Consider the following 20,937-nt stretch of genomic DNA (forward strand, 5'->3'; position numbering starts at 1 on the left):
CACATTCCTTAGAGCGTTATGAGGGATGAGTGGCCCCCGGCCGGTTGCCCGGCCGGGGGTGATTGTCATCAGAAGTTGAAGGACGAGCTGTCGAGGGTATGCGCCCCGCGCAGCGTGATCGAGAAGTCGGCATCCGCGTCACCGTCGGTGAACCCGTCGATGATCGTGTCCACCCCGTTCTCGGTCGCAACCTCCCGGATCACCAGGCTGCCCGCCGCCGTCGTGCCCTGACCGGCCAGCTCGAAGGCCTGGTTGCCATTCATGCCCACCATCGCGTCGATCCCCGACAGGTCGATCTTGTCGCCCGGACGGAAGTCCGTGATCACGTCGCCATCCGCCGTGCCGGCCGAGACGAAGACGAAGACATCATCGCCATCCCCGCCCGTCAGCACGTTGATCGACAAGGACGCCTTGATCACATCATTGCCCATCCCGCCGGTGGCATTCTCGATCCCCACAAGGTGATCGGTCACACCGCCGATGCGCGCCGTCCCGATCGCCGTATAGGCCCCCAGATCGATCACCGCATCCTCGGTCAGGGCCGAGAGGTCAAGCGTATCGCTGCCGTCACCACCGAAGAGCATGTCCGCCCCATCCCCAGACGCCGCGAGGAAGACGTCATCCCCTTCGCCGCCCAGAAGAACGTCACGACCCGCGCCGCCTTCGATCACGTCACCACCGCTGCCGCCGACCGCAACATCATTGCCGCCATTGCCAAGGATGATATCCGATCCGCCCTTGCCAAGGAGGGCATCGCCCTCTTCGCCACCGACGATCACGTCATCACCGGCATCGCCGACCATGACACCCGCCGCAGACCCCGGCATCAGCACCACACCGTCAACAACCGGCACACCGCCGCCCGTCCCAGTGCCCGTGCCAGTGCCCGACCCCGTGCCGCTGCCCGAACCCGCGCCCGGAGCGTCGTCATCGGCATCCTCGGCCTCGTCATCGGCGACATCATCATGGCCGCCCGACGCTTCGCCCTCGGACCCGCTCGCTCCGTCATCGGGCGAGACGGTTTCTGCCCCGTTCTCGGCGGCATCCCCGGTCTCGGAACCAGGCGCTTGCGCATCGCCGTTTCCAGCATCGACACCGGTGTCGTCACCGCCGGTCCCGGCGCCTGCACCATTGTCTTCATCCGACACTTCGAAGATCCGCTCATCCAGCCCAGTCAGGCCGGTGTTGCGCATCACGATATCGGCGAAGCTCTGGCCCTCGACGAAGTTCTGGTAGAGGTCGAAGTTCTCCAGTCGGTCGATGTAGTAGAAGCGATCACCTTCCTGCAGACGGTCAAGCTGTTCATGGATCACCACCCAGAAGGTGGAGCCCACGATCCCGCCGTTCACCTTGGCCTCGGCCAGACCACCGACCCAGAGATCGACCCGGTCGATGCCCTTCACGGTGAAGCTGCCATCGCCATTGTCGACCAAGGCGATCTCGGGGTTCAGTGCCGAGAAGGCATCCGCAGCCGCCTGATCCTCCAAGACAAGGTCAGGATAGGCCTGACGGAACTGGGTCAGCACCGCCTCCGACAGGTTGTTGCGCGCGCCGAAGTCTTCCCAGCTCGTGTAGGGTTGCAGAAGACCCGCATCCACGAAGCTGAGCGCCTCTTGGATATAGGGGCTCTCCGAGTCCAGAAGCGCCGCCTTCACCTGGTTCAGCGTGCCAAGCCCCACATCGCGGCCACGGGCCACGTTGAAGGCGAAAAGGTCGGCGCTGACCCGGACCAGATCATTGCGGACACCGTCCACGATGTTCACGTCCACCTCTTCGGCCGCCTGACCCGCGATGCCTTCAAGAACCGAGGCCGCGCCGATTTGCAGATAGCCGGGCTGCGGGACATAGCCGTATTGCGCCAGCGTCTGAAGGCTTTGCGTGAAGGCCCCTTCGGCATTGGTCGGGTTGAGGAAGGCATCAAAGAGCGACACCTGCGACACCGTCCCATCTGCATTGCTGACCGAGATGGTCTGACCGATCATGGTGTGACCAAACCGGTAAACCGCAGAGGCGAATTCCTGGCTGATCGCCGCATTCGTATCCGGGTTCCATTCGGTGAAGCCATGATCGCCTTCGCCACGGATTCCCTCGCCGCCAAGCAGCTTCTCGGCAAACTCGGTGAAGACCACACGCTGATACTCGGCCTCGTTCACGATCTTGGCGGCTTGGAAAAGTTCCTCCGCCGTCAGTACCGTGCCATTCGAGGCATAAAGACCTTCAAGCTGCTCCACATGATAGTTGTGGTTGCGCGCAAAGATCGTGTGCATCGAAGTCAGCGTGATGTTCTCGTTCACCCGCCCGTCACCGGCCACGACATGGTCGAGCAGGTTGATGAAGGGGTTGGCATCAAGGATCAAAGGCTGGCCTTCGCCCATGAAGTTCGCGGTCAGCGCCTTCACGACGTCAGTGTTATAGGTGCCATCCTCATTCTTCAGCGTCGGATAGAACTCAAGCAGGGTCTGGCCACCATTGGGCAGATCGCTGCCCTGGAAGACCGTTCCATTCTCGATGTGATGCTCCAGCACCTCGCGCAGCGTGGGCAGCAGCTTGTAGCCCGGGGCCGAAGGATCCTCCGCCCCAAGGATCACGCGTGCCCCCAGACCGCCCATCCCGTCGCCTTCGCGCAGCAACTGGCCGATCATGCTGGTGGAGCCATAGACCTGGTTCTGATCCACGAAGGGCGAGGTGATGTTCAGGTGCTGTGCCGCGCCATCCTCATCAAAGCCCACCACCGAGGCGCGGGTCAGGTCGGCCGGGTTCTGGGCGCGGGCGCCCATGCCGACATCACCGATCTGAATGGTGCCTGCCCCCCCCTTCGGGATGAAGCTCAGCCCATGGTCGAAGTATTGCGCAAAGGCCATGAAGAAGATGTTGGCCTGCGCGCTTGGGGCAAGCCCCTCTTCCTGCGTGCCGATGATGTCCGAGATGGTGCGCGCATCCAGCCCGTCAAAGATCGGGTTGACCGCGTTGTTGACCCCGCCTTCCTCACGCGTGCCCGACCGGTTCGGCGTGATGCGAATAAAGGGTTCCCCATGCGCGCCCAGCGTCGGGTCGGCAAAGTTGTTGCCCTCACCCGTCAAAGTGCGAACACCCAATGCATTGGCCGCATCGTCATTCCCATCCGGGTTGATGCCACGCACAAGATCCAAAAGCCCCGCAGCATCATTCAACGTCAGCAAAGGCGCAGGCGACAAAACACCACCCGTGTCGCCCGCAGACGGAGCACCACCATCATGATGGTAGGTCCCTTCCGGAGACAGGACGGGCAAAGCATCGATGGCTCCTGTGAAGGTCACGGAATGCGTGCCGTTCGACATGGTCACCGTGCCGTTGCCATTATCCATCGCCACATAGTCTGCAGGATCAGTCCCGGCAGGGACTTCGATGACGTCTTGCGGGCGCAGCGTGCCAACAACCGTGTCATTCCCCCCAGCCGTACGGAAGACGATCCGGTGCGCAGAGCTGAGCGCCGAGATATCCACCTCGTCATCCTGATCCGACCCGTTGATCGTGATCGTGTTCAGCGCAAGGCTCGTGGTCGAGAAATCACCGATCACGATGACCCTGTCGCCATTCGCCGTACCACCCACAGGCGCGCCGTCCGTCGGAGCCGTTACATCGATGGCGCCGCCAAGCGGACCCGTAATCACGATCTCTTCGATATTGTCGAGTTGCAGGATACGGGATTCGTTGTCAGTCCCGTTGCGGGTGATGACAATCTCCGTGTTGGCACCGGGGGTTATCCCTGCTGCAATCGCCGCGTCACGGGTATAGATGCGGTAGGTTTCCGCCGCGAATGCCCGCGTGGTGATCTGGATCGTATCGATCCCGGCACCGCCATTGATGATGTCTCGACCATCGGTTGCCGTGCCAAGAACATTTGCGTTCCAAATGATGAGGTCGTCTCCTTCACCGGCATCAATCCGATCAAGTCCAAGACCGCCATCCACGGTATCGGCACCTGCACCGCCGGCAATCGTATCAGCACCGTTGTTTCCAAAGATCAGGTCGGCGCCAACCGTGCCGTCGATCAGATCGCCAGCATTGGTTCCGTCGATCCGATCCCCGACAACTTCCGTCGCAGCCGAGTAGAGTGTTTCGCGAGTGCCAATCCCATCGGTAAAGCTCACTTCCACGCGCAGAACCGATCCGACTTCCGCCTGAGCAGGTGCAAAGGTGGCCGCGGTCGCCCCGTCGATATTCGCCCAGGTCACGCCGTCAGCTGAGGATTGCCACTGATAAGAGAAGGCGCCCAGTCCGTTTTCATCGGCGATCGCGGTCGTATCGGCCGAAAGCACCTGATTTTCCGTCGGCGTCGTGTCGCTGATGATCGGTGCCCCGGTGGCCGGGATCGGCTCCGGCGGGTTACCGCCTTCATTGGCGTTGGAATAGACGGTTTCGATAGCGCCGTCGGCATCCTTGAACCGGGCCACGACACGGATCGCAAGTCCGGCCTCTGCCGCCGACACCGTGTAGCTTTCACCAGTCATCGGGGTGAAGTTGTCGGCCACGATGCGCAGGATATCGGTGAAGATGCCACTGCCTGCTGCCGTTTCGACCTGCCAACGGTATTCGACCCCGGCATCGATGGTCCCCGTCGCGTTATCGACCGAGATATTGTCGCGATCCCTTACCGTGGCCATGGATGCCGTCAGCACCTGACCGGCTACCCCGACGGGCTGACCATCGGCCGTGGCCACACCATTTGCCAGAACCGTGACACGGCCTTCGGCGATGCGGTTTTCGTGCTCCGCGATCTTGATCGTGCCATCGGCAAAGAGGACACGTTCGATGTTATTGACGCGGTCCACACCATCGGTGCCACCGGCACGGGTGTCGGTGATCGTGATCCAGCCGTCCCCATCAAGGTCGGTCGCCGAGCCGGTCAGCGTGTCAAGGCCTTCGATCGTGTAATCGGCGAGGTTGCCGGAATATTCGGCCACGTCGACATCACCCGCCGCACCGCCGTCCGCCACTTCGCGCCAGATGCTCAGTTCGCGCGGCTTGATCTCACCGGTGAACATCTTGGCTTGGATTTCGGCAATGCTGGACACGAAGTAGGCAGGATCACCGTTCTCCGGCGTGACACGGATCTTGGCACTGATGAAGTGATCACCATCGATCAAATCATCTCCCGCCCGGCCTTCGATAAGGTCGCTCCCGCCACCGCCGAGGATCATGTTGCCTGCGCTGAAACGAACCTCGCCCGTCTCATCAACACCCGAGAGGAAGGCGTCCATCCCATTGATCAGCGACACATTTTGATCCAGAAGCGCATGGTCGACGGTAAGGTCGGTCTGGTCGTCGCCGCGCAAGACATCGGCATGGGCCGACCCTGAAAGGCCTTCGGTCTGGGAATAGCGATCCAGAACCGTCGCAGGCGAAGCCGCCACCGCCGGTGGGGCGAACAGGCGGTTCAGCATGTCAGCCGTGACGCCTTCTGGCGTGTTGGCATGGCTGGCCCAGTCAAAGCCCAGCTGACCAAAGAACTTGTTCGTGCCGCTGCCGCCCACCATGATGTCGTCACCGGTTTCGGCATCGAAATCATCATTGCCAGGACCACCGATCAGGACGTCATGGCCCACGATCGGGCTGTCGACACTGCGCTTGATCGGCAGACCCTGAACAAGGTCACCATTGTCGCCCAGAAGCAGGTTGTTGGAACCGCCGGCTTCCAGCCAGTCGTTTCCTTCCCCACCCATGATCATCCCACCGCCGATGCTGCCATGGGCAAAGTCATTGTCTTGGCCAAGCAAGATATCGTCGGTATCCGGGCCACCCCAGACAAAGTCGCTGCCGGTGTCCGTGATGATCAGGTTGATCCCCTGCCCCGCCGTGACCACGTCATCGCCCGCGCCCGAACGGACCTCGTCATCGCCGAACTCGTCCGTGATGATGTCGTCACCGTCACCGCCGAAGAAGAAGTCGTTGCCTTCGCCGCCTTCCATGCGGTCATTGCCGGCATCGCCCCAGAAGGTGTCGTCACCCTTGCCGCCGATCAGGATGTCATTGCCATCCGTGCCGCCCATGACCACATGCTCGGCCCCGGTGAAGCGCACAGACTCGCTGATCCCGTCTCCATTGGTATCCACCCGGATGACTTTCGGCATCATCGCAGACAGGATCGGATCGCCACCCTCCGTCGGGTCTGCCCCTCCCAGCTCTGCATTGAACTGCTTGGACTGGTCCGCCTCGATGAAGAAATCAGGGGTCGAGAAGACATCGCCCGGCAGATGCGTGGCATCCGTGTTGCGGTGGATCATTTCAGAGAACTTGTTGTTCTCCATCTGCGCCGTCAGGTTCAGGTTCGCTAGGCGGGACAGGTAATAGAACCGGTCCGCATCCTGCAGCGCCTCAAGCTGCACTTCGAAGACGAAGTTGAAGGTCGATCCCAGCATGCCGCCGAAGACCATCTTCTTCTCGGCCAGACCGCCGACCCAGAAATCGACCTTGTTAAGACCACCCAGATCACCACCCGCATAGGCGCCGGTCGCATTCAGGAAGTCCATACGGTCGGTGGGCGCACCCTCACCACCCAGAACCAGAAGCGTGGCCGCATCCCGTTTCGCTTCCACGGTCTCTGCGTCGACAATGGTCTCATGGGTGCCATAGGCCGCGATGAAGTTGATGATCGAAGCCGGATGCTTGAGGTTCATCGCGAAGTCGAACCAGCTTTCATAGGGTTTGATCTGGCTGTCGCCCGAGCCGGCAAAGAACTGCGCCCGCGCCTCGTTCAAGGACGGCACGCCGGTTTCCCGGCCACGGGCGATGTTGATCGCCGCAAGGTCCAGCGGCAGGCCCACAAGGTTGTTGCGCAGCGCTTCGGTCACGAACTCGTCGATCTCGTTGCCACGCTGGCGCGTCATACCACGCGCAATGGCACCCGCAGCCGCGTCGGCATCGATCCCGCTTTCGGCAAATGCCACCGGGTTCAGGAAGGCCGAGATCAGGTCGATGTGATCGGCGTTGTAAGCCGCGTCATAGCGATCCACCGTCTCGTTCAGCATCGAATGGCCAAAGCGATAGACCGTGTGCGCAAACTCGCTGACAATCGCCGGGTCCAGCACGCCGTCATAGTTCACGAAGACGTTCACGAAGGGCTGCACCTTGCGGGCAAACTCTTCAAAGACAAGGTGCTGATACTGCATCTCGGTCACGAACTTGGCCGACTGGAACAGCCGTTCGCCGTTCCATGCCAAAGCGTTGATCGCGCCATCAGACAAATCCGCCGCAGTCGTCACCGGAACCGCCAGCCACTCGTTCAAGAACTCGGTTGCAGCAAGGACGTCACCGGTTTCCGCAAGAATGGCCTTCGCATCATTGATGAGGATGGTCTTCATCAGATCGACTTGGCGGTTGTGTTCGGAATGGAACACATGGTGCACCGCCGTCAGGCCGATATTCTCGTTCGCACGCCCATCCCCGGCGATGTAATGCGCGTCGAGAAGTTCATTGTCATAGGTGCCCGTCGGCTGACGATCCGTCGCCACGCTGACGGTGCTATCGCTGTCCGGCAGCTTTTGGACCAGACCCAGCGGGCCGGGGCCATCCGGGTCAAAGAAGCCGGGGTTGGCGTTATTGGCGATGTCATCCATGAACGCCACGCCCGCCGAGACGGCGCCGATCGTGCTGACCGGGGCGTCAATATTGCCCTCTACCAGCACCCGCTGGTCACCCACCACCTTCACGATCTGCGGCAGGCCGTTCGGACCGGGAATGAAGTTGCCATAGGGGTCGGTCGCCAGCAGCGGCACGGAATGGACGTTCAGGTCGTTCAACTCGATGCCAAGGATGTTCAGCGCCTGCGCCTTCACATCGCCCCAGGTGGCCATCCCGCCACCGGACTCGGTATTGCCGTTCAGCAGATTGCCCGTCGGAACCGGCTTGCCGTCGACCAGCACATATTCCCGCAGGAACACCTGATGCGACGGGTGCGACGTATAGGTTTGGTTCTGATCGACGAAGGGCGTGACAGCATTCATCGCCTCGCCGTTCTCATTCAGCGTGGCCCGCGTCACAACCATGAAGTTCGTGTTGGGTGACGCCGGATTGTAAAGCGGATCATCTTCCTGCAGCGGGATATAGACCGTGCCATAGCCGCCCTTCTGAACCAGATCGAGGCCGTGGCTGAAGAACTGACCGAAGAAGGTCATCCAAGAGTTGAAGGGGGCCGACAGCCCTTCATCCGGCGCCACGTTCGGCACCACAATCGTCAGCTTCGTAAGATCGCCGTTCAGGCTCGCCTCATAGGGCAAGCCGGCCTGATCAAGCTCAGCCAGAATGAGCGACTTCAGCTCCTCGGCATCAGCCATGCTTCCAGCGGCAACCGCGATCTTGTAGTTGGAATAGTGATCCTGGATCAGTGCCGCCGCCGCATAGGGGTCGTCGTGACCTGCAATCTGAAACGCAGAGATAAGCGCCACAGGATTGTTCAAGGTTTGGTCAACCACAAGATTCGAGATGATGCGCGGATCGGCGTCCACAACGTCGCCCGCCTGGATCGCACGCGACCCCAGCGTCGGATCGTTCGGGAAGCGCTGCGCATAGTCATTGTTCGACAGATAGGTCGCCGGCAGATCGGTCCCGTTCGGGCCAAGGCCGTTGTTCAGCGGGATGTAGCCCGGGGGAACACCATCGGCTGCAAAGCCAAAATCGACCGGCACGCCGTTTTGCATGATCGGCGGGCCAAAGGCCATCCCGTCATCGCCCTCATTCACCCAGCTCGGCGTCGTCGCACGCGGAAACTCCTGCGCCGCAGCCCCATAGGTCCCCTGATCCGCGTTCAGGTTGTTGTTGCTCCCATCAACTCGGCGGAGCCCCCAGGGCAGTTCGCTCGTCGGGATCAGGTTGCCAAGCAGCGGCTCACCGCGTGCGTCAGCTTCAGCGATCTTGATCTGCTGCAGGATGAACTGCAGGTCGTTCCGATTGACGGTCACCATGATATCTTCCTATGCGAATGTGATAAGCAGTAGCATTCTCAATTGCCATGCCGATGCGGGGGATTTGGCATGTGGAAGGCATTTTTGGTAACTCCGATGGTCCAATTACATTTTAGATTAAAGTTGGATGCATCTTTAGACCAAAGTCGAACCGCATTCTGGCCCAGAAACCGACCCGAAAACCCAGGATTTTGGGACTTGCCGCAGCGGAAATTTCAGAAGCCCCGCCCTCGACCTGCCAATATCCTCAAATTCCCAATAAATTGCGACCTATTGGCCAGAAGATCAGACTTCGCCCATCAAGAAAGAGCAGGAAAAACCGATGCACCGCGCGTCGTCCTGTCAGGAAGCTGCACACATAGGAATATCACAATCTATTGAATATTATTGATAAAAAGTCCAACCAGGACAGAAGGAAAGCTCTGAAATCCAGCGCGCAAGCCAGAGGCGCGAAGGAAGACATTCAGACCGATTCTCCGAAACGACTGCTCGCAGACACGCTCTGCCGCTGCTTTGCGACGAGGGGCTTAAATTATACTAAGGTATGCATAAATACAAAAAGTATGTTTTTCTTCGATTAGAAGTATATATCGATTTTAATTTATGGATGTAATTTTAAGCCTCAGGCGCAAGCTGATATTACGTCAGACCTAAGGCTTATGCGAAATCCGCCCATCTATGGCGCATGAACCCGTTCTCAGAACTTTCCGGGCAGCGGATTCAATCACATCGAGAGGTGGTGCCAGATCGACCCTAAGGTAAAGAAAGGACAAGCGCGCCCCGCGGCATATCTTGCGCCTCACGGGTCGATGGCGGTCTGAAAGTCACTGGACCGATGCGGCCAGACGAGATTCCAGCAAGGCGACAAACTTTTCACGAAAATCTGGGTTGCCTGAGATCACCGATATGACCTGCTCTGCATCCCAGATATCCAGATCAACACGTCCAATTTCGGCCCACTCGCTGATCAACTCTTGCAGATGCCCGAAATCGTCAAGTCCTTGCATCCTGAGCACTCCCTTGAACTTTGCGAAGATTGCAGCCCCCCGGCCGGTTGCCCGGCCGGGGGTGATTGTCATCAGAAGTTGAAGGACGAGCTGTCGAGGGTATGCGCCCCGCGCAGCGTGATCGAGAAGTCGGCATCCGCGTCACCGTCGGTGAACCCGTCGATGATCGTGTCCACCCCGTTCTCGGTCGCAACCTCCCGGATCACCAGGCTGCCCGCCGCCGTCGTGCCCTGATCGGCCAGCGTGAAGGCCTGATTGCCATTCATGCCCACCATCGCGTCGATGCCCGACAGGTCGATCTTGTCGCCCGGACGGAAGTCCGTGATCACGTCGCCATCCGCCGTGCCAGCCGAGACGAAGACGAAGACATCATCACCATCCCCGCCCGTCAGCACGTTGATCGACAAGGACGCCTTGATCACGTCATTGCCCATCCCGCCGGTGGCATTCTCGATCCCTACAAGGTGATCGGTCACACCGCCGATGCGCGCCGTCCCGATCGCCGTATAGGCCCCCAGATCGATCACCGCATCCTCGGTCAGGGCCGACAGGTCAAGCGTATCACTGCCTTCACCGCCAAAGAGCATGTCCGCCCCGTCATCAGACGCCGCGAGGAAGACGTCATCCCCTTCGCCGCCCAGAAGCACGTCACGACCCGCGCCGCCTTCGATCACGTCACCACCGCTGCCGCCGACCGCAACATCATTGCCGCCATTGCCAAGGATGATATCCGACCCGCCCTTGCCAAGGAGGGCATCGCCCTCTTCGCCACCGACGATCACGTCATCACCGGCATCGCCGACCATGACACCCGCCGCAGACCCCGGCATCAGCACCACACCGTCAACAACCGGCACACCGCCGCCCGTCCCAGTGCCCGTGCCAGTGCCCGACCCCGTGCCGCTGCCCGAACCCGCGCCCGGAGCGTCGTCATCGGCATCCTCGGCCTCGTCATCGGCGACATCATCATGGCCGCCCGACGCTTCGCCCTCGGACCCGCTCGCTCCGTCATCGGGCGAGACGGTTTCTGCCCCGTTCTCGGCGGCATCCCCGGTTTCACCTTCCGAGCCTTCGCCCTCGGTGCCTTCGCCTTCCGAGCCCGTATCCGACGACCCATCCGCGACGCCTTCGCCGGGCTGATGGGTGCCCTTCGGTGCCAGCGTCGGCAGGCTGTCCATCGTGCCCGTAAAGGTCACCGAATGGGTGCCGTCCGACATGGTGATGGTGCCATCGCCGTTGTCCGTCTCGGTATAGGCGGCCGGATCGGAACCTTCCGCGATCTCGATCACATCCTGTGCCCGCAGCGTGCCAACGACAAAGTCATTCCCGCCATTGGACCGGAAGAGGATGCGGTGCGCCGATTCAAGCCCCGAGATATCCACAGTTTCACTGGCCTCCGACCCATCGATCGTGATGGTGTCGAAGTTCAGGCTGGTCGGGTTGAAGTTCCCGATCACCTGGATGGTATCGCCTTGCGACGTGCCGTTCCTCAGACGATCCCCAAGGTCCAGCGTGTTGATCGTGATTTCCTCGATATTGTCGAGTTGCGCCACAACCGTTTCGACACCTCCGACCACGCGGGTGATCACGATCTCGGTATTGGCCAGCAGGGTGACACCGATCTGCTCCAGATTGGACCTGTTGGTGACATTGGCACGCGGTGTCGTCGCGTCATTCAGCGCCACCGCATAGATGCGGAAGGTTTCCACCTCGTCATTGCCATGCACGACGAAGGTGTCGAGATTGCCACCCTGACCGTTCACCACATCAACCCCATGGCCTGCGAACCAATGGATCGTGTCGTTGCCGTTCCCGGCGTTGATCGTGTCATTGCCCAGACCGCCCGAGATCGTATCTGCGCCAGCGTCCGCAAAGATCCGATCATTACCGCCACCTCCGAAGATGATCTCGGAGAAGGCAGTGCCATCGATCCTGATCCCTGCATCCGTGCCGTTGATCACGCTCAGCGTGGGTGCACCGGCATCCAGACCGAACTGAATCCGTTCGATGTTGGACAGACGGTCTGACCCGTCACTGCGCAGGGCGCGGCCTGTCGTCGGGTCTATCGGCCCGCTCGCGTTGGCATCATGAGTCACGGTCACGCTGTCATCGGCATTGACCGTGATGTCGTAATTCCCACGATCATCCCAATAGACCGCCGTATCGATCCCGGTGTTGTCCAGATCGCCGTCAATGATCTCGCGCACCACATTCAGATCGGCCGCCTTCACCTCGCGGGCAAAGAGCGCCGCTTCCAGCGTCTTGCCACCGAACAAAGCTTCGCCTGCAACCGCGTTGATCGTTTGGCCCAGATAGGTGACGACACCGTCGACCAGCGAGATGACCTGCTTGGTCAAGCCGTCCGTCGTGGCAAAGGCGTTGTTGGCATCGTCCAGTACTTCAATCCGAACGTTCAGCCACTTGTCGCCGTCGATGATGTCATTGCCGGACATGCCCCGAATGACATCGGAACCGGCACCGCCCAGAAGGATGTCCGAGTTTCCATCGGCAGCCATACGGGCCAGTTTGGTTTCACCGGTGTTTTGCTGCGTGATCGTAAAGGTTTGCAGATGGTCCACCAGGTCCCGCAGGCCCGCGATCCGGTCAACATTCTCTTCCAGCAGGGCGTTGGAATAGGATGCGATCGGGGCAGTCAGCGAGGTGATTGCCGCATTCGCACCCTCCACAGCACCGCCGGTCGCTTCGCGCCCGGTCAGCTTGTCGTCGCCATTCCAGCCCGACAGACCTTCGACCAGATCGAAACGGTCACGCAGGATCAGGTTCTGCTGGTTGACGAAGATGCTGATATTCATATCGGCATCGACGGGGTAGTCCGAACCCTTATGGGTGACCCAGTCAAACCCGGCCATCCCGTTATAGCGGTTGATCCCGATGCCCCCGGTCATGATGTCGTCACCGGATTCCGCGTCGAAATCGGTGTCGTTCTCGCCCGCCAGCATCACGTCATGGCCGATGATGCGGCTGTTGAAGAACAGTTCCGAATTGTCACCGGTCAGGGTGTTCATATTCCCCTGGCCTTCCAGCCAGTCATTGCCTTCGTTGCCGTAGTAGACGCCACCACCGCCCGATGCCGCGCGGATGAAGTCGTCGCCCTCGCCACCGAAGACGTCCTTCGCCTCATCGCCGCCAGCCAGCACGTCACGGCCCGATCCGCCAAAGACAAGGTCAAGACCCATCCCGCCGTTGATCAGGTCATCACCGCCCTCGCCCTTCAGGACGTCTGCTGCACCAACATCGGTGCCCATATCGGTGATCAGGTCGGACCCTTCACCGCCATGGATGTGATCGACGCCGAAGCCGCCTTCGATATCGTCATCCCCATCATAGCCCCAAAGACCATCGTCGCCCGCGCCGCTGACAATGATGTCGCGCTCGGCAGTACCGCCGATAACGACATGGTCGCCACCGAGGTACTTGATGAAGTCCATATCCCCGTCGTTATCGAGGTCCTTACGAACCACAAGGCTTTCGCTGCCCAGCATCGAAGACAGAACATCCGTCGGTCGGGTCGGGTCTGCCGAACCAAGTTCCGGGTTCCACTGCTTCGTCTGGTCCAGTTCAAGCACCCATGCCGCCGTCTGGAAGGCCGCGCCGTTGATCGACAGGCCCAGATGCTCACCATCCGTGTTGCGTTGGATCAGATCGGCAAAGCTATCGCTTTCCAGCTGCGTCAGCAGGTTCATGCCTTGCGACCGCGACAGATAGTAGAAGCGGTCGTTGTTCTGCAGCATTTCCATCTGCGCTTCGAAGACGAAGGTGAAAGTCGACCCCAGCATCCCGCCGAACGTCATCTTCGCTTCGGCCAAACCGCCGATCCAGAAGTCCACATTGTTCAGACCGGTTTCACGTCCGGCCCAAGCGCCTGTCCCGTTCAGATAGTCCAGACGGTCTGCCGGGGAAGTATCGCCCCCCAGCACCAGCTTCGTTGCCGCATCCCGCTTCAATTCGAACGTGGTGGCAGAGGTGATCGTCTCATGCGTGCCGTAAGCCGCGATGAAGTTCACCACCGAAAGCGGCGTCTTGATATTGGCGGCAAAGTCCGTCCAGTTTTCATATGGCTTCACATAGGTGTTGCCGGTTTGGGCAAAGAACTGGCTGCGAGCCTCATTCAGCGACGGAATGCCGGTGTCCCGGGCCCGCGCCATGTTCAGCGCCCCAAGGTCAAGCGGCAGCCCGACAAGGTTGTTGCGCAGCGCCTCGGTCAGGAATTCGTCGATTTCGTTGCCCTGCTGGCGGGTCATCCCGCGCAGGATCGCCCCGGCCGCCGCATGGGCATCAATCCCTTGCGCATCAAACATGACAGGGTTGAGGAAGGCATCGAACAGCGTTTCCTTGGTCAGCCCCAACTCGTTGTTCTGATAGCCGAACATGTCGACCGTCTCGTTCAGCATCGAATGGCCGAAACGATAGACGACCTGCGCGAATTCCTGGCTGATCCCCACCGGAATTTCGGCCGTGTTCGAGAAGACGAAGGGGTCGATCTGCGGGGCAACGGACCGGACGAACTCTTCAAAGACCAGATGCTGATAGACCTGCTCGGTGGTGAAGCGCGCCGCTTGGAACAGCCGCACCCCATCCCACACAAGCGCTTCAATCTCTTCCGCGGTCAGGCTCGCCGGGTCGCTGTTCACCGGCAGATCGGTGATCAGATACTCATTGAGCAGCGCAACATCCCCACCTGCCAGCAGGGTGGACTTGATGGCCTCAACCTGATGGTTGTGCTCACTGTGAAAGACCGTGTGGATCGCGGTCAGTGCGATGTTTTCATTGCCACGCCCGTCGCCCACGATGAAGTGACGGTCCAGCAATTCGTTGTCGTAGGTCGTCGCCTGGCCGAACCCATTGATGGGCTGCGCATTCGCCGTATCCCCGTCCGCATCAGGCAGCTTCTGGATCGCACCTGTGGCGGGATTGCGGTCATGGTCCACAAAGCCCGGTGTCGCGGCATGCGCGATATCGTCCAGGAAGGCATGCCCCGTCGAGGCGGCCAACATGGCACTCACCGGGGCGTCCAAGTTCCCCGCAACGACCGAACCATCACCCATCACAAGTTGCGGCATCCCATTCGCCGCCGGGACGAAATTGCCATAAAGGTCGGTCAACAACGCCGGAACCGAATGCACGTTCAGATCCGAAAGCTCGATCCCGAGCACCTCACGGGCCTGCGCCTTGACATCGGCCCATGTCGGCGGGCCGCCCGCCGCCCCTTCCAGCATCATGCCGGTCGCGATCGGCTTGCCATCCACCATCACATATTCGCGCAAGAACACCTGATGCGACGGGGTCGAGGTATAAAGCTGGTTCAGGTCGATCCACGGCGTCGTCTTGTTGCCGTTTTCGCGGATGACATTGCCATTCTCGTCAACGCTGTTGGTCGCCCGCGTTAGCACCATGAAATTCGTCGGGCTGTTCGCGTCATAAAGCGGATCATCCTTCTGCAGGGGGATAAAGACCGACCCGTTCCCCCCCTTGTTGGTCAGGTCCAGACCGTGGTCGAAGAACTGGCCGAAGATGGTGAAAAAGCTGTTATAGGGCGCGGTATCGCCAAGGTCGGCCGCCACGTTGCCCAACAGGACGTTGATCCCGTCCATTTGAATGCCATGCGCCGCCAGCGCCTCTTGCACGGCCGGAGCCTCAAGGGCGCGCATGTGGTCGGCTTCGGTGGGCGAGGTCACCTCAGCGCCAAGCGCCGCCTTATAGACCTCCCAAATCGCGGCCGTCTGGGACAGATTCTCGGCGCCGGTGACGCCATTGATCGCAAGCGCGGAAGAGATCGCGGCAAAGTTGCCAAGTGTCTGGTCGGAAACAAGGTTCGAAATCGTCCGCGGCTGGCTGTCATAGACGGAACCCGACGTCTGTTCATAGCTGGTGGGTGCGCCGGTCCGGGCATCGGCTTCGGCTGCCTGCCACACCGGGGTCAAGAGGCGCTGCATCGGTTGGTCTGCCGCACCACTGGTGACCATCCCGACTTGGAAATTGTTCAACTCCCCCGTCACCGTCCGCAGCCCGTATGGGATCAGCGGATTCGTAACCAGTTCGGCCAAGGCCGCACGCGGGTCACTCCCGGCCGCGATTGCGGCGGTATGGGCCTCCGCGATACGGATTTGCTCGATGATATGCGCGAGGTCGTTGATGTTCAGCTTGACCATATTCCCGATCCTGTATTTGGGGGCAGCAGCAAGGACTGCTTCATTGGATGGGTTTTTTTGGCACGGGATGAGCTTTGAAACTAACGCCCATGGTCTTGCGGAGTTTTCGATAAAGGTCGCCAGGTAGATTGGACCTTGGTCGCATCGTAATTTTTGATGGTGCTAAAATAAGGATGGGGTCAATTGTGGCAATTCGGAATTGCAAGATTTAAGGCCGCCCTCCCCCCGTCCGGCCACAGGGAAGACCGGATCAGCAACAACAAAACGCCAGAAATTCAAGGCTGAATCGGCACGTCAATCAAGGTCACGCCTCACCGATTCCGTCCTTCGCCAAGCTGGTCACGCCAGAAGAAAGACATCATATTCATTTGTTTTTAAATGCATTTTCCGGAAATTCCGCACCAGAAGCCCCTTCCGCTTCGCCACCCACAGCTCCCCCAGTGACCGATCGCAAAGCATCAAGATCGCTGGAACATCTGCGGGGCGCCATCTCCGCAACCTGCCCCCCAGATGACGGACTCACCCAAAGGCGTAATCGTTAGTCATTGGTATGTATTAAAATACATTATGGTATGGTTTTTTCCTACCTTGGGAAAATTTTATCCCACCCTATTGGGGGGAATTTTCTCGGCATTCGACCTAGGTCTGATCCACGCATTTGGCCATCTGCGCGTGACATTAATTGATATTTTAATTAAACGGTCGTGATACATCGCCCGGATCGGACTGCGTCCTACCGAGCATTGGATGTCCCAAATCCGCCTAGGGGTGATAGGCGATTTCCCTTAGGAGGGCCCAGCATGACGCCGCATGAGTGCAAGGCCAGCCTCGCAACAACGCTCCCTGCCGAAAGCCGTGACCAAGGGCAGACCAGACGGAGTACGGGAAGGCCTGACCAAAAGGCGCAAATCCTCATCGCCGAAGATGACGACCTGATCTCTGACGCGCTCGCGCGCATGCTCGGGGCAAACGGTGCCTATGACTGCATGACCGCGAGAAGTTTCGCCGAACTCAGCCGCCTCCTTGACGGTCCGCTTGCCTTTCAATCGATCATCCTTGACCTGCACATGCCGGGAATGCTGGGCTTCTCATCCGTGCGGGCCATCAAGCAAAAAGCACCCGGCTGCCACATCCTCGTTTTCACCGGCGATGATCGGGCATCCGTGATCGAACTTTTCGTGGCAGGCGTCAGCGGCGTGGTCTTCAAGACAAGCGGACTGCCCGTCATCAAAACAGCCCTCTCAAAAGTTCTGTCGGGCCGACGCTTTATCCCAGACAAGGGCGGCTCACGCCAATCCAAGGGCGTTAACGCAACGCCCAACAGAGCGCAGATCGATTGCCGCAAGGTCCGTCGCAAACTCTTGCTGCAAGGCCGCCTGACAGACTGATCGCTTGGCCCGACGCGACGCTCTGGCGCAGATACCGCGCATCTTTCTCCGCCCTGCACGCCCCCGCCACCAACGGGGCAAGCGGCCATATGACCCGCGCGTCGCGGCAAGCAGGATCGGATCAGGCCCATAGGCAAGGCCGAAACAATCCGGCTCGCACCTCTGCCGCGCCCCTTCTTCCGGCCACCCGCCACCAAAGAGCGGCTATGGCCTTGGCCCCGCGCTGACGGGATGTTCAGCGCCAAACCAGCACAGCGCCGGCCTCAGCTCTTGCCCGACGGTCGTTGCATCCCTGCCTCGGCCACCAGGGCGGCAAGGCGGAAAAATCCATGGACCATCTTGGAAAACGGCATCAGCAGGAACAGCACCATGACCGTCGCCAGATGGATGGCAAGCAACGGCCCCACAAGGGCCGATCCGGTTGCCGCATAAAGCGCCAGCCCCGTCACCGCCACGCCGCCGAGCAGCAGAATGAAGGCCATCTCCCCACCCCAAACCCGCGCCGCGCCCAAATTGCGATCCGCGCGGAGCTTCAGCCAAACCAGCCCCGCCGTCCCCGCCACCATCATCACCCCTCCGGGCAGGCCCAGCAGCTTGGGCGGGGATAGCAGCGGATAGGGCGCCTCCCATCCGAGCGCGTAATGCATGATCGTGCCGCTGGCGGTGGAGGCGAAACACAAAAGGAAGCCATACATCATCACCTGATGAAACACCCGCCGCCGGTCGGAAAAGCGGTCACCCTCTTCGAAGTTGCACCCTTCACCATGGCCACCCGACAGGTTCTTCATCTTCGCCGCCGAATGCAGCGCCGACTGAAGATGCGAAAGCCGCACCCGCCCCCCGCCAACCTCGCGCCAATAATCGCGAAGCGACAGCGCGATCAGCGCAAGAGGCACCAGAAAGGCCGGGGTAAAAATCGCCACCATCGTGCCATGCGCAAGATAGGCATAGAAACCCGACCCTCCCTCAGGCCGCCAAACCGACATTGCCCAGAAGAACCACGCCAGCACCACGACCAAAAGCCCGGCCATCGCCACCCCATGCGTCTGGAACATCCGCGCCATCGCCTGCGGACGCGCCAGCCGCTCCCAGCTTTCCACCCGCACCTCCGCCAAGGCGGCAGGAATGTTCAGCGCGAATTCATGCGGCGCGGTATATTGGCAGGCGTAATAGCAGCCCCGGCAGTTGTGGCAGAGATTGGCCAATTGCGTCAGATCCCCCGCCGCAAAGGCCTTTTGTCGGGTCATGGCAGGAAAGACCGCACAGAACCCCTCGCAATAGCGGCAGGCATTGCAGATCTCGATCTGGCGGCGGGCCTCGTCCGTGGCCGTCCCTGTCAGGGGCGTCTGGTCAAGCGACATAGGCGGCGGCCTCCTTGCCCGCGATGCGTCCAAAGACGGTGCCGATGGTCATGCCAAAGCCCGCCAGATAGCCTTCGCCAAGGATCGACCCGGCCATGATCTCGCCCGCAGCCCAAAGATTGCGGATCGGCCCTTCGGCACTGTGGACCTGCGCCCGTTCATCCACCTTGAGGCCCAGATAGGTAAAGGTCACACCGGGGCGCAGCTGGTATCCATAGAAAGGCGGTGTATCCAAGGGGCGCGCCCAATTCGTCTTGGGCAGGTTCAACCCTTCGGTCCGCAATCCATCCAATTCCGTAGGGTGGAACGGGCCCGGACGGCAGGCGGCGTTAAAACTGTCAACCGTCCGCCGCACCGCCTGCGGATCAAGGCCCATCGCCACGGCAAGCCCCTCGATCGTGTCGGCCTTCACCGGGGGAAAGACCGACGGCATGAACAGATCGATGGATTTCGCATCGATCAGGGCAAAACCCACCTGATCGGGTTGGGCCGCCACCAGACGGCCCCAGATGGCATAGCGCTTTGGCCAGACATCCTCGCCCTCGTCATAGAAACGGTCGCCCTCCTTGTTCACGACGATGGAAAAGGGCACGCAATCCAGCCGCGTCACGATCCCGCCATCGAATTTCGGCGCGCGCCCATCAATGGCCACGGCATGGCATTGCGTGGGGTCACCCACGCTTTCCGCCCCCTGATCCAGCATGTCGCGCAGAACCACCCCGCGATTATAAGGCGTGCCCCGGATCAGGAAATTGCGCGCCGCAGGCCCCCATGCGCGGGCCAGCCAATCGACATCGCCCTGAAACCCGCCCGAGGCAAGGACGAAAGCTCGCGCCTTCACCGTCACCGGGCGCCCGGCAATCTGCGCCTCCAGTTGGGTGATGCGGTCGCCCTCTCGGTGAACATGGGTCACCTCGGCCTCATAGGCGACGATCACACCCAGATCGGCGACCGTGTTGTAATAGGCGTTCACCAGCGCCTTGCCACCCCCAAGGAAAAAGGCATTGGTCCGCGACAGCGACAAGGTGCCGGACAGCGACGGCTGGAACCGCACGCCATGCGCCTGCATCCATGGCAGGCATTCTTCTGAAGATCGGATCGCCAGACGGGCCAGCCCTTCATCGGTCTTGCCCTTCGTCACCAGCATCAGGTCGTGCAGGTATTCCTCTTCCTCGTAACTGTCGGTCAGGGGAAAGATCGGCCCCTGATGCATGCAGCGAAAATTGCGGGTGTGGCGCGAATTGCCCCCCCGATAGGGCAGCGGTGCACTTTCAAGGATCAGGACGCTCGCACCCGCTTCGGCGGCGGTGATCGCGGCGCAAAGCGCGGCATTGCCGCCGCCCACCACGGCAAGGTCAAAAATCTCCGGCCAAGCCGTCATCCCTCATCCTCCATCGGCAAGGCGCGCCCCCGCATCCCGCGCAAGCGCGCCGACAAGGCCGCCCCCACATGCGTGCGCATCGCGGCTTCGGCGGCGGCCCCATCGCGCGCCTCCAGCGCAGCCAGCACGGCCGCATGTTCCGCCACGGCGGCCACGGCCCGATCTGGATCGGCAAGGGTTGTGGGGCCAAGGATCAGCAGCGTCTTCTGCAGCGCGCTCATGGATTTCAGCAAAAAGCGGTTGCGCGCGGCATCCAGAAGGCTTCGGTGAAACTGCCGGTTCACCTCACGGGCATCTGGGCCTGCCGGGCTGGCGGCGAGTTCCGCATTCAGCGCCGCCAATTCGGCAAGCTCGATCTCTGACGCCGCGCGCGCCGCCAACCGCGCCGCTGTGCCCTCCAGCACGGCCCGCATCTCATAGAGTTCCACCACTTCCGCATGATCAAGGCTGCGGATCGTGGCCCCCTGCCGTGGCAGATGGGCCACCAAACCATCCGCCTCCAACTGCCGGATCGCCTCACGCACCGGGGTGCGGCTGATGCCCAGCCTTTCGGCAAGCTCCGTCTCGCGCAACCGCGCACCGGGCGGCAGGGTTCCCATGCGGATTTCTTCCAGCAAACGGCGATAGGCCCCCTGCCCCTGCGGAAGTTCGCTTTCCTCAACCATCCATCGACTCGCTTGCATTCATTGCG

Annotated in this window: 7 protein-coding genes; 1 reads left to right on the forward strand and 6 read right to left on the reverse strand. The window is 60.7% G+C overall.

Annotated features, from left to right (window positions below; genetic code table 11):
* Positions 1–68: 68 nt before the first annotated feature.
* The 3 genes from QF092_RS06030 to QF092_RS06040 form a co-directional block, all read right to left on the reverse strand.
* Positions 69–8,939, reverse strand: a complete 8,871-nt coding sequence (locus QF092_RS06030; protein ID WP_281468556.1) for a peroxidase family protein — start codon at positions 8,937–8,939, stop codon at positions 69–71.
* A gap of 824 nt (positions 8,940–9,763) precedes the next feature.
* Positions 9,764–9,946, reverse strand: a complete 183-nt coding sequence (locus QF092_RS06035) for a hypothetical protein (RefSeq protein WP_281468558.1) — start codon at positions 9,944–9,946, stop codon at positions 9,764–9,766.
* Positions 9,947–10,017: 71 nt separating this feature from the next.
* Positions 10,018–16,116, reverse strand: a complete 6,099-nt coding sequence (locus QF092_RS06040) for a peroxidase family protein (protein ID WP_281468560.1) — start codon at positions 16,114–16,116, stop codon at positions 10,018–10,020.
* An 800-nt stretch (positions 16,117–16,916) separates the two neighbouring features.
* Between QF092_RS06040 and QF092_RS06045 the strand changes: the two genes are divergently transcribed.
* On the forward strand, positions 16,917–17,504 hold the full coding sequence (locus QF092_RS06045) for a response regulator (protein ID WP_281468562.1): 588 nt from the start codon (positions 16,917–16,919) through the stop codon (positions 17,502–17,504).
* 263 nt (positions 17,505–17,767) lie between these two features.
* Here the strand turns inward: QF092_RS06045 and tcuB are convergent, their stop codons facing one another.
* From tcuB to QF092_RS06060, 3 genes are read right to left on the reverse strand one after another with little or no spacing between them, the layout of a single operon-like run.
* Positions 17,768–18,865 carry a tricarballylate utilization 4Fe-4S protein TcuB gene (tcuB, locus tag QF092_RS06050; protein WP_281468564.1) on the reverse strand — a complete coding sequence of 366 codons (1,098 nt, stop codon included), beginning with the start codon at positions 18,863–18,865 and terminating at the stop codon, positions 17,768–17,770.
* The gene (gene tcuA / locus QF092_RS06055) at positions 18,855–20,246 is read right to left on the reverse strand and encodes an FAD-dependent tricarballylate dehydrogenase TcuA (RefSeq protein ID WP_281468566.1); all 1,392 of its coding nucleotides are present in this window, start codon (positions 20,244–20,246) and stop codon (positions 18,855–18,857) included. The genes tcuB and tcuA overlap by 11 nt, the downstream gene beginning before the upstream one ends.
* A complete protein-coding gene (locus QF092_RS06060; RefSeq protein WP_281468568.1) occupies positions 20,243–20,911 on the reverse strand; it encodes a GntR family transcriptional regulator in 669 nt (222 codons plus the stop codon). The genes tcuA and QF092_RS06060 overlap by 4 nt, the downstream gene beginning before the upstream one ends.
* Positions 20,912–20,937 lie beyond the last annotated feature (26 nt).

The organism is Fuscovulum ytuae (genome assembly GCF_029953595.1).
GTDB lineage: Bacteria > Pseudomonadota > Alphaproteobacteria > Rhodobacterales > Rhodobacteraceae > Paragemmobacter > Paragemmobacter ytuae.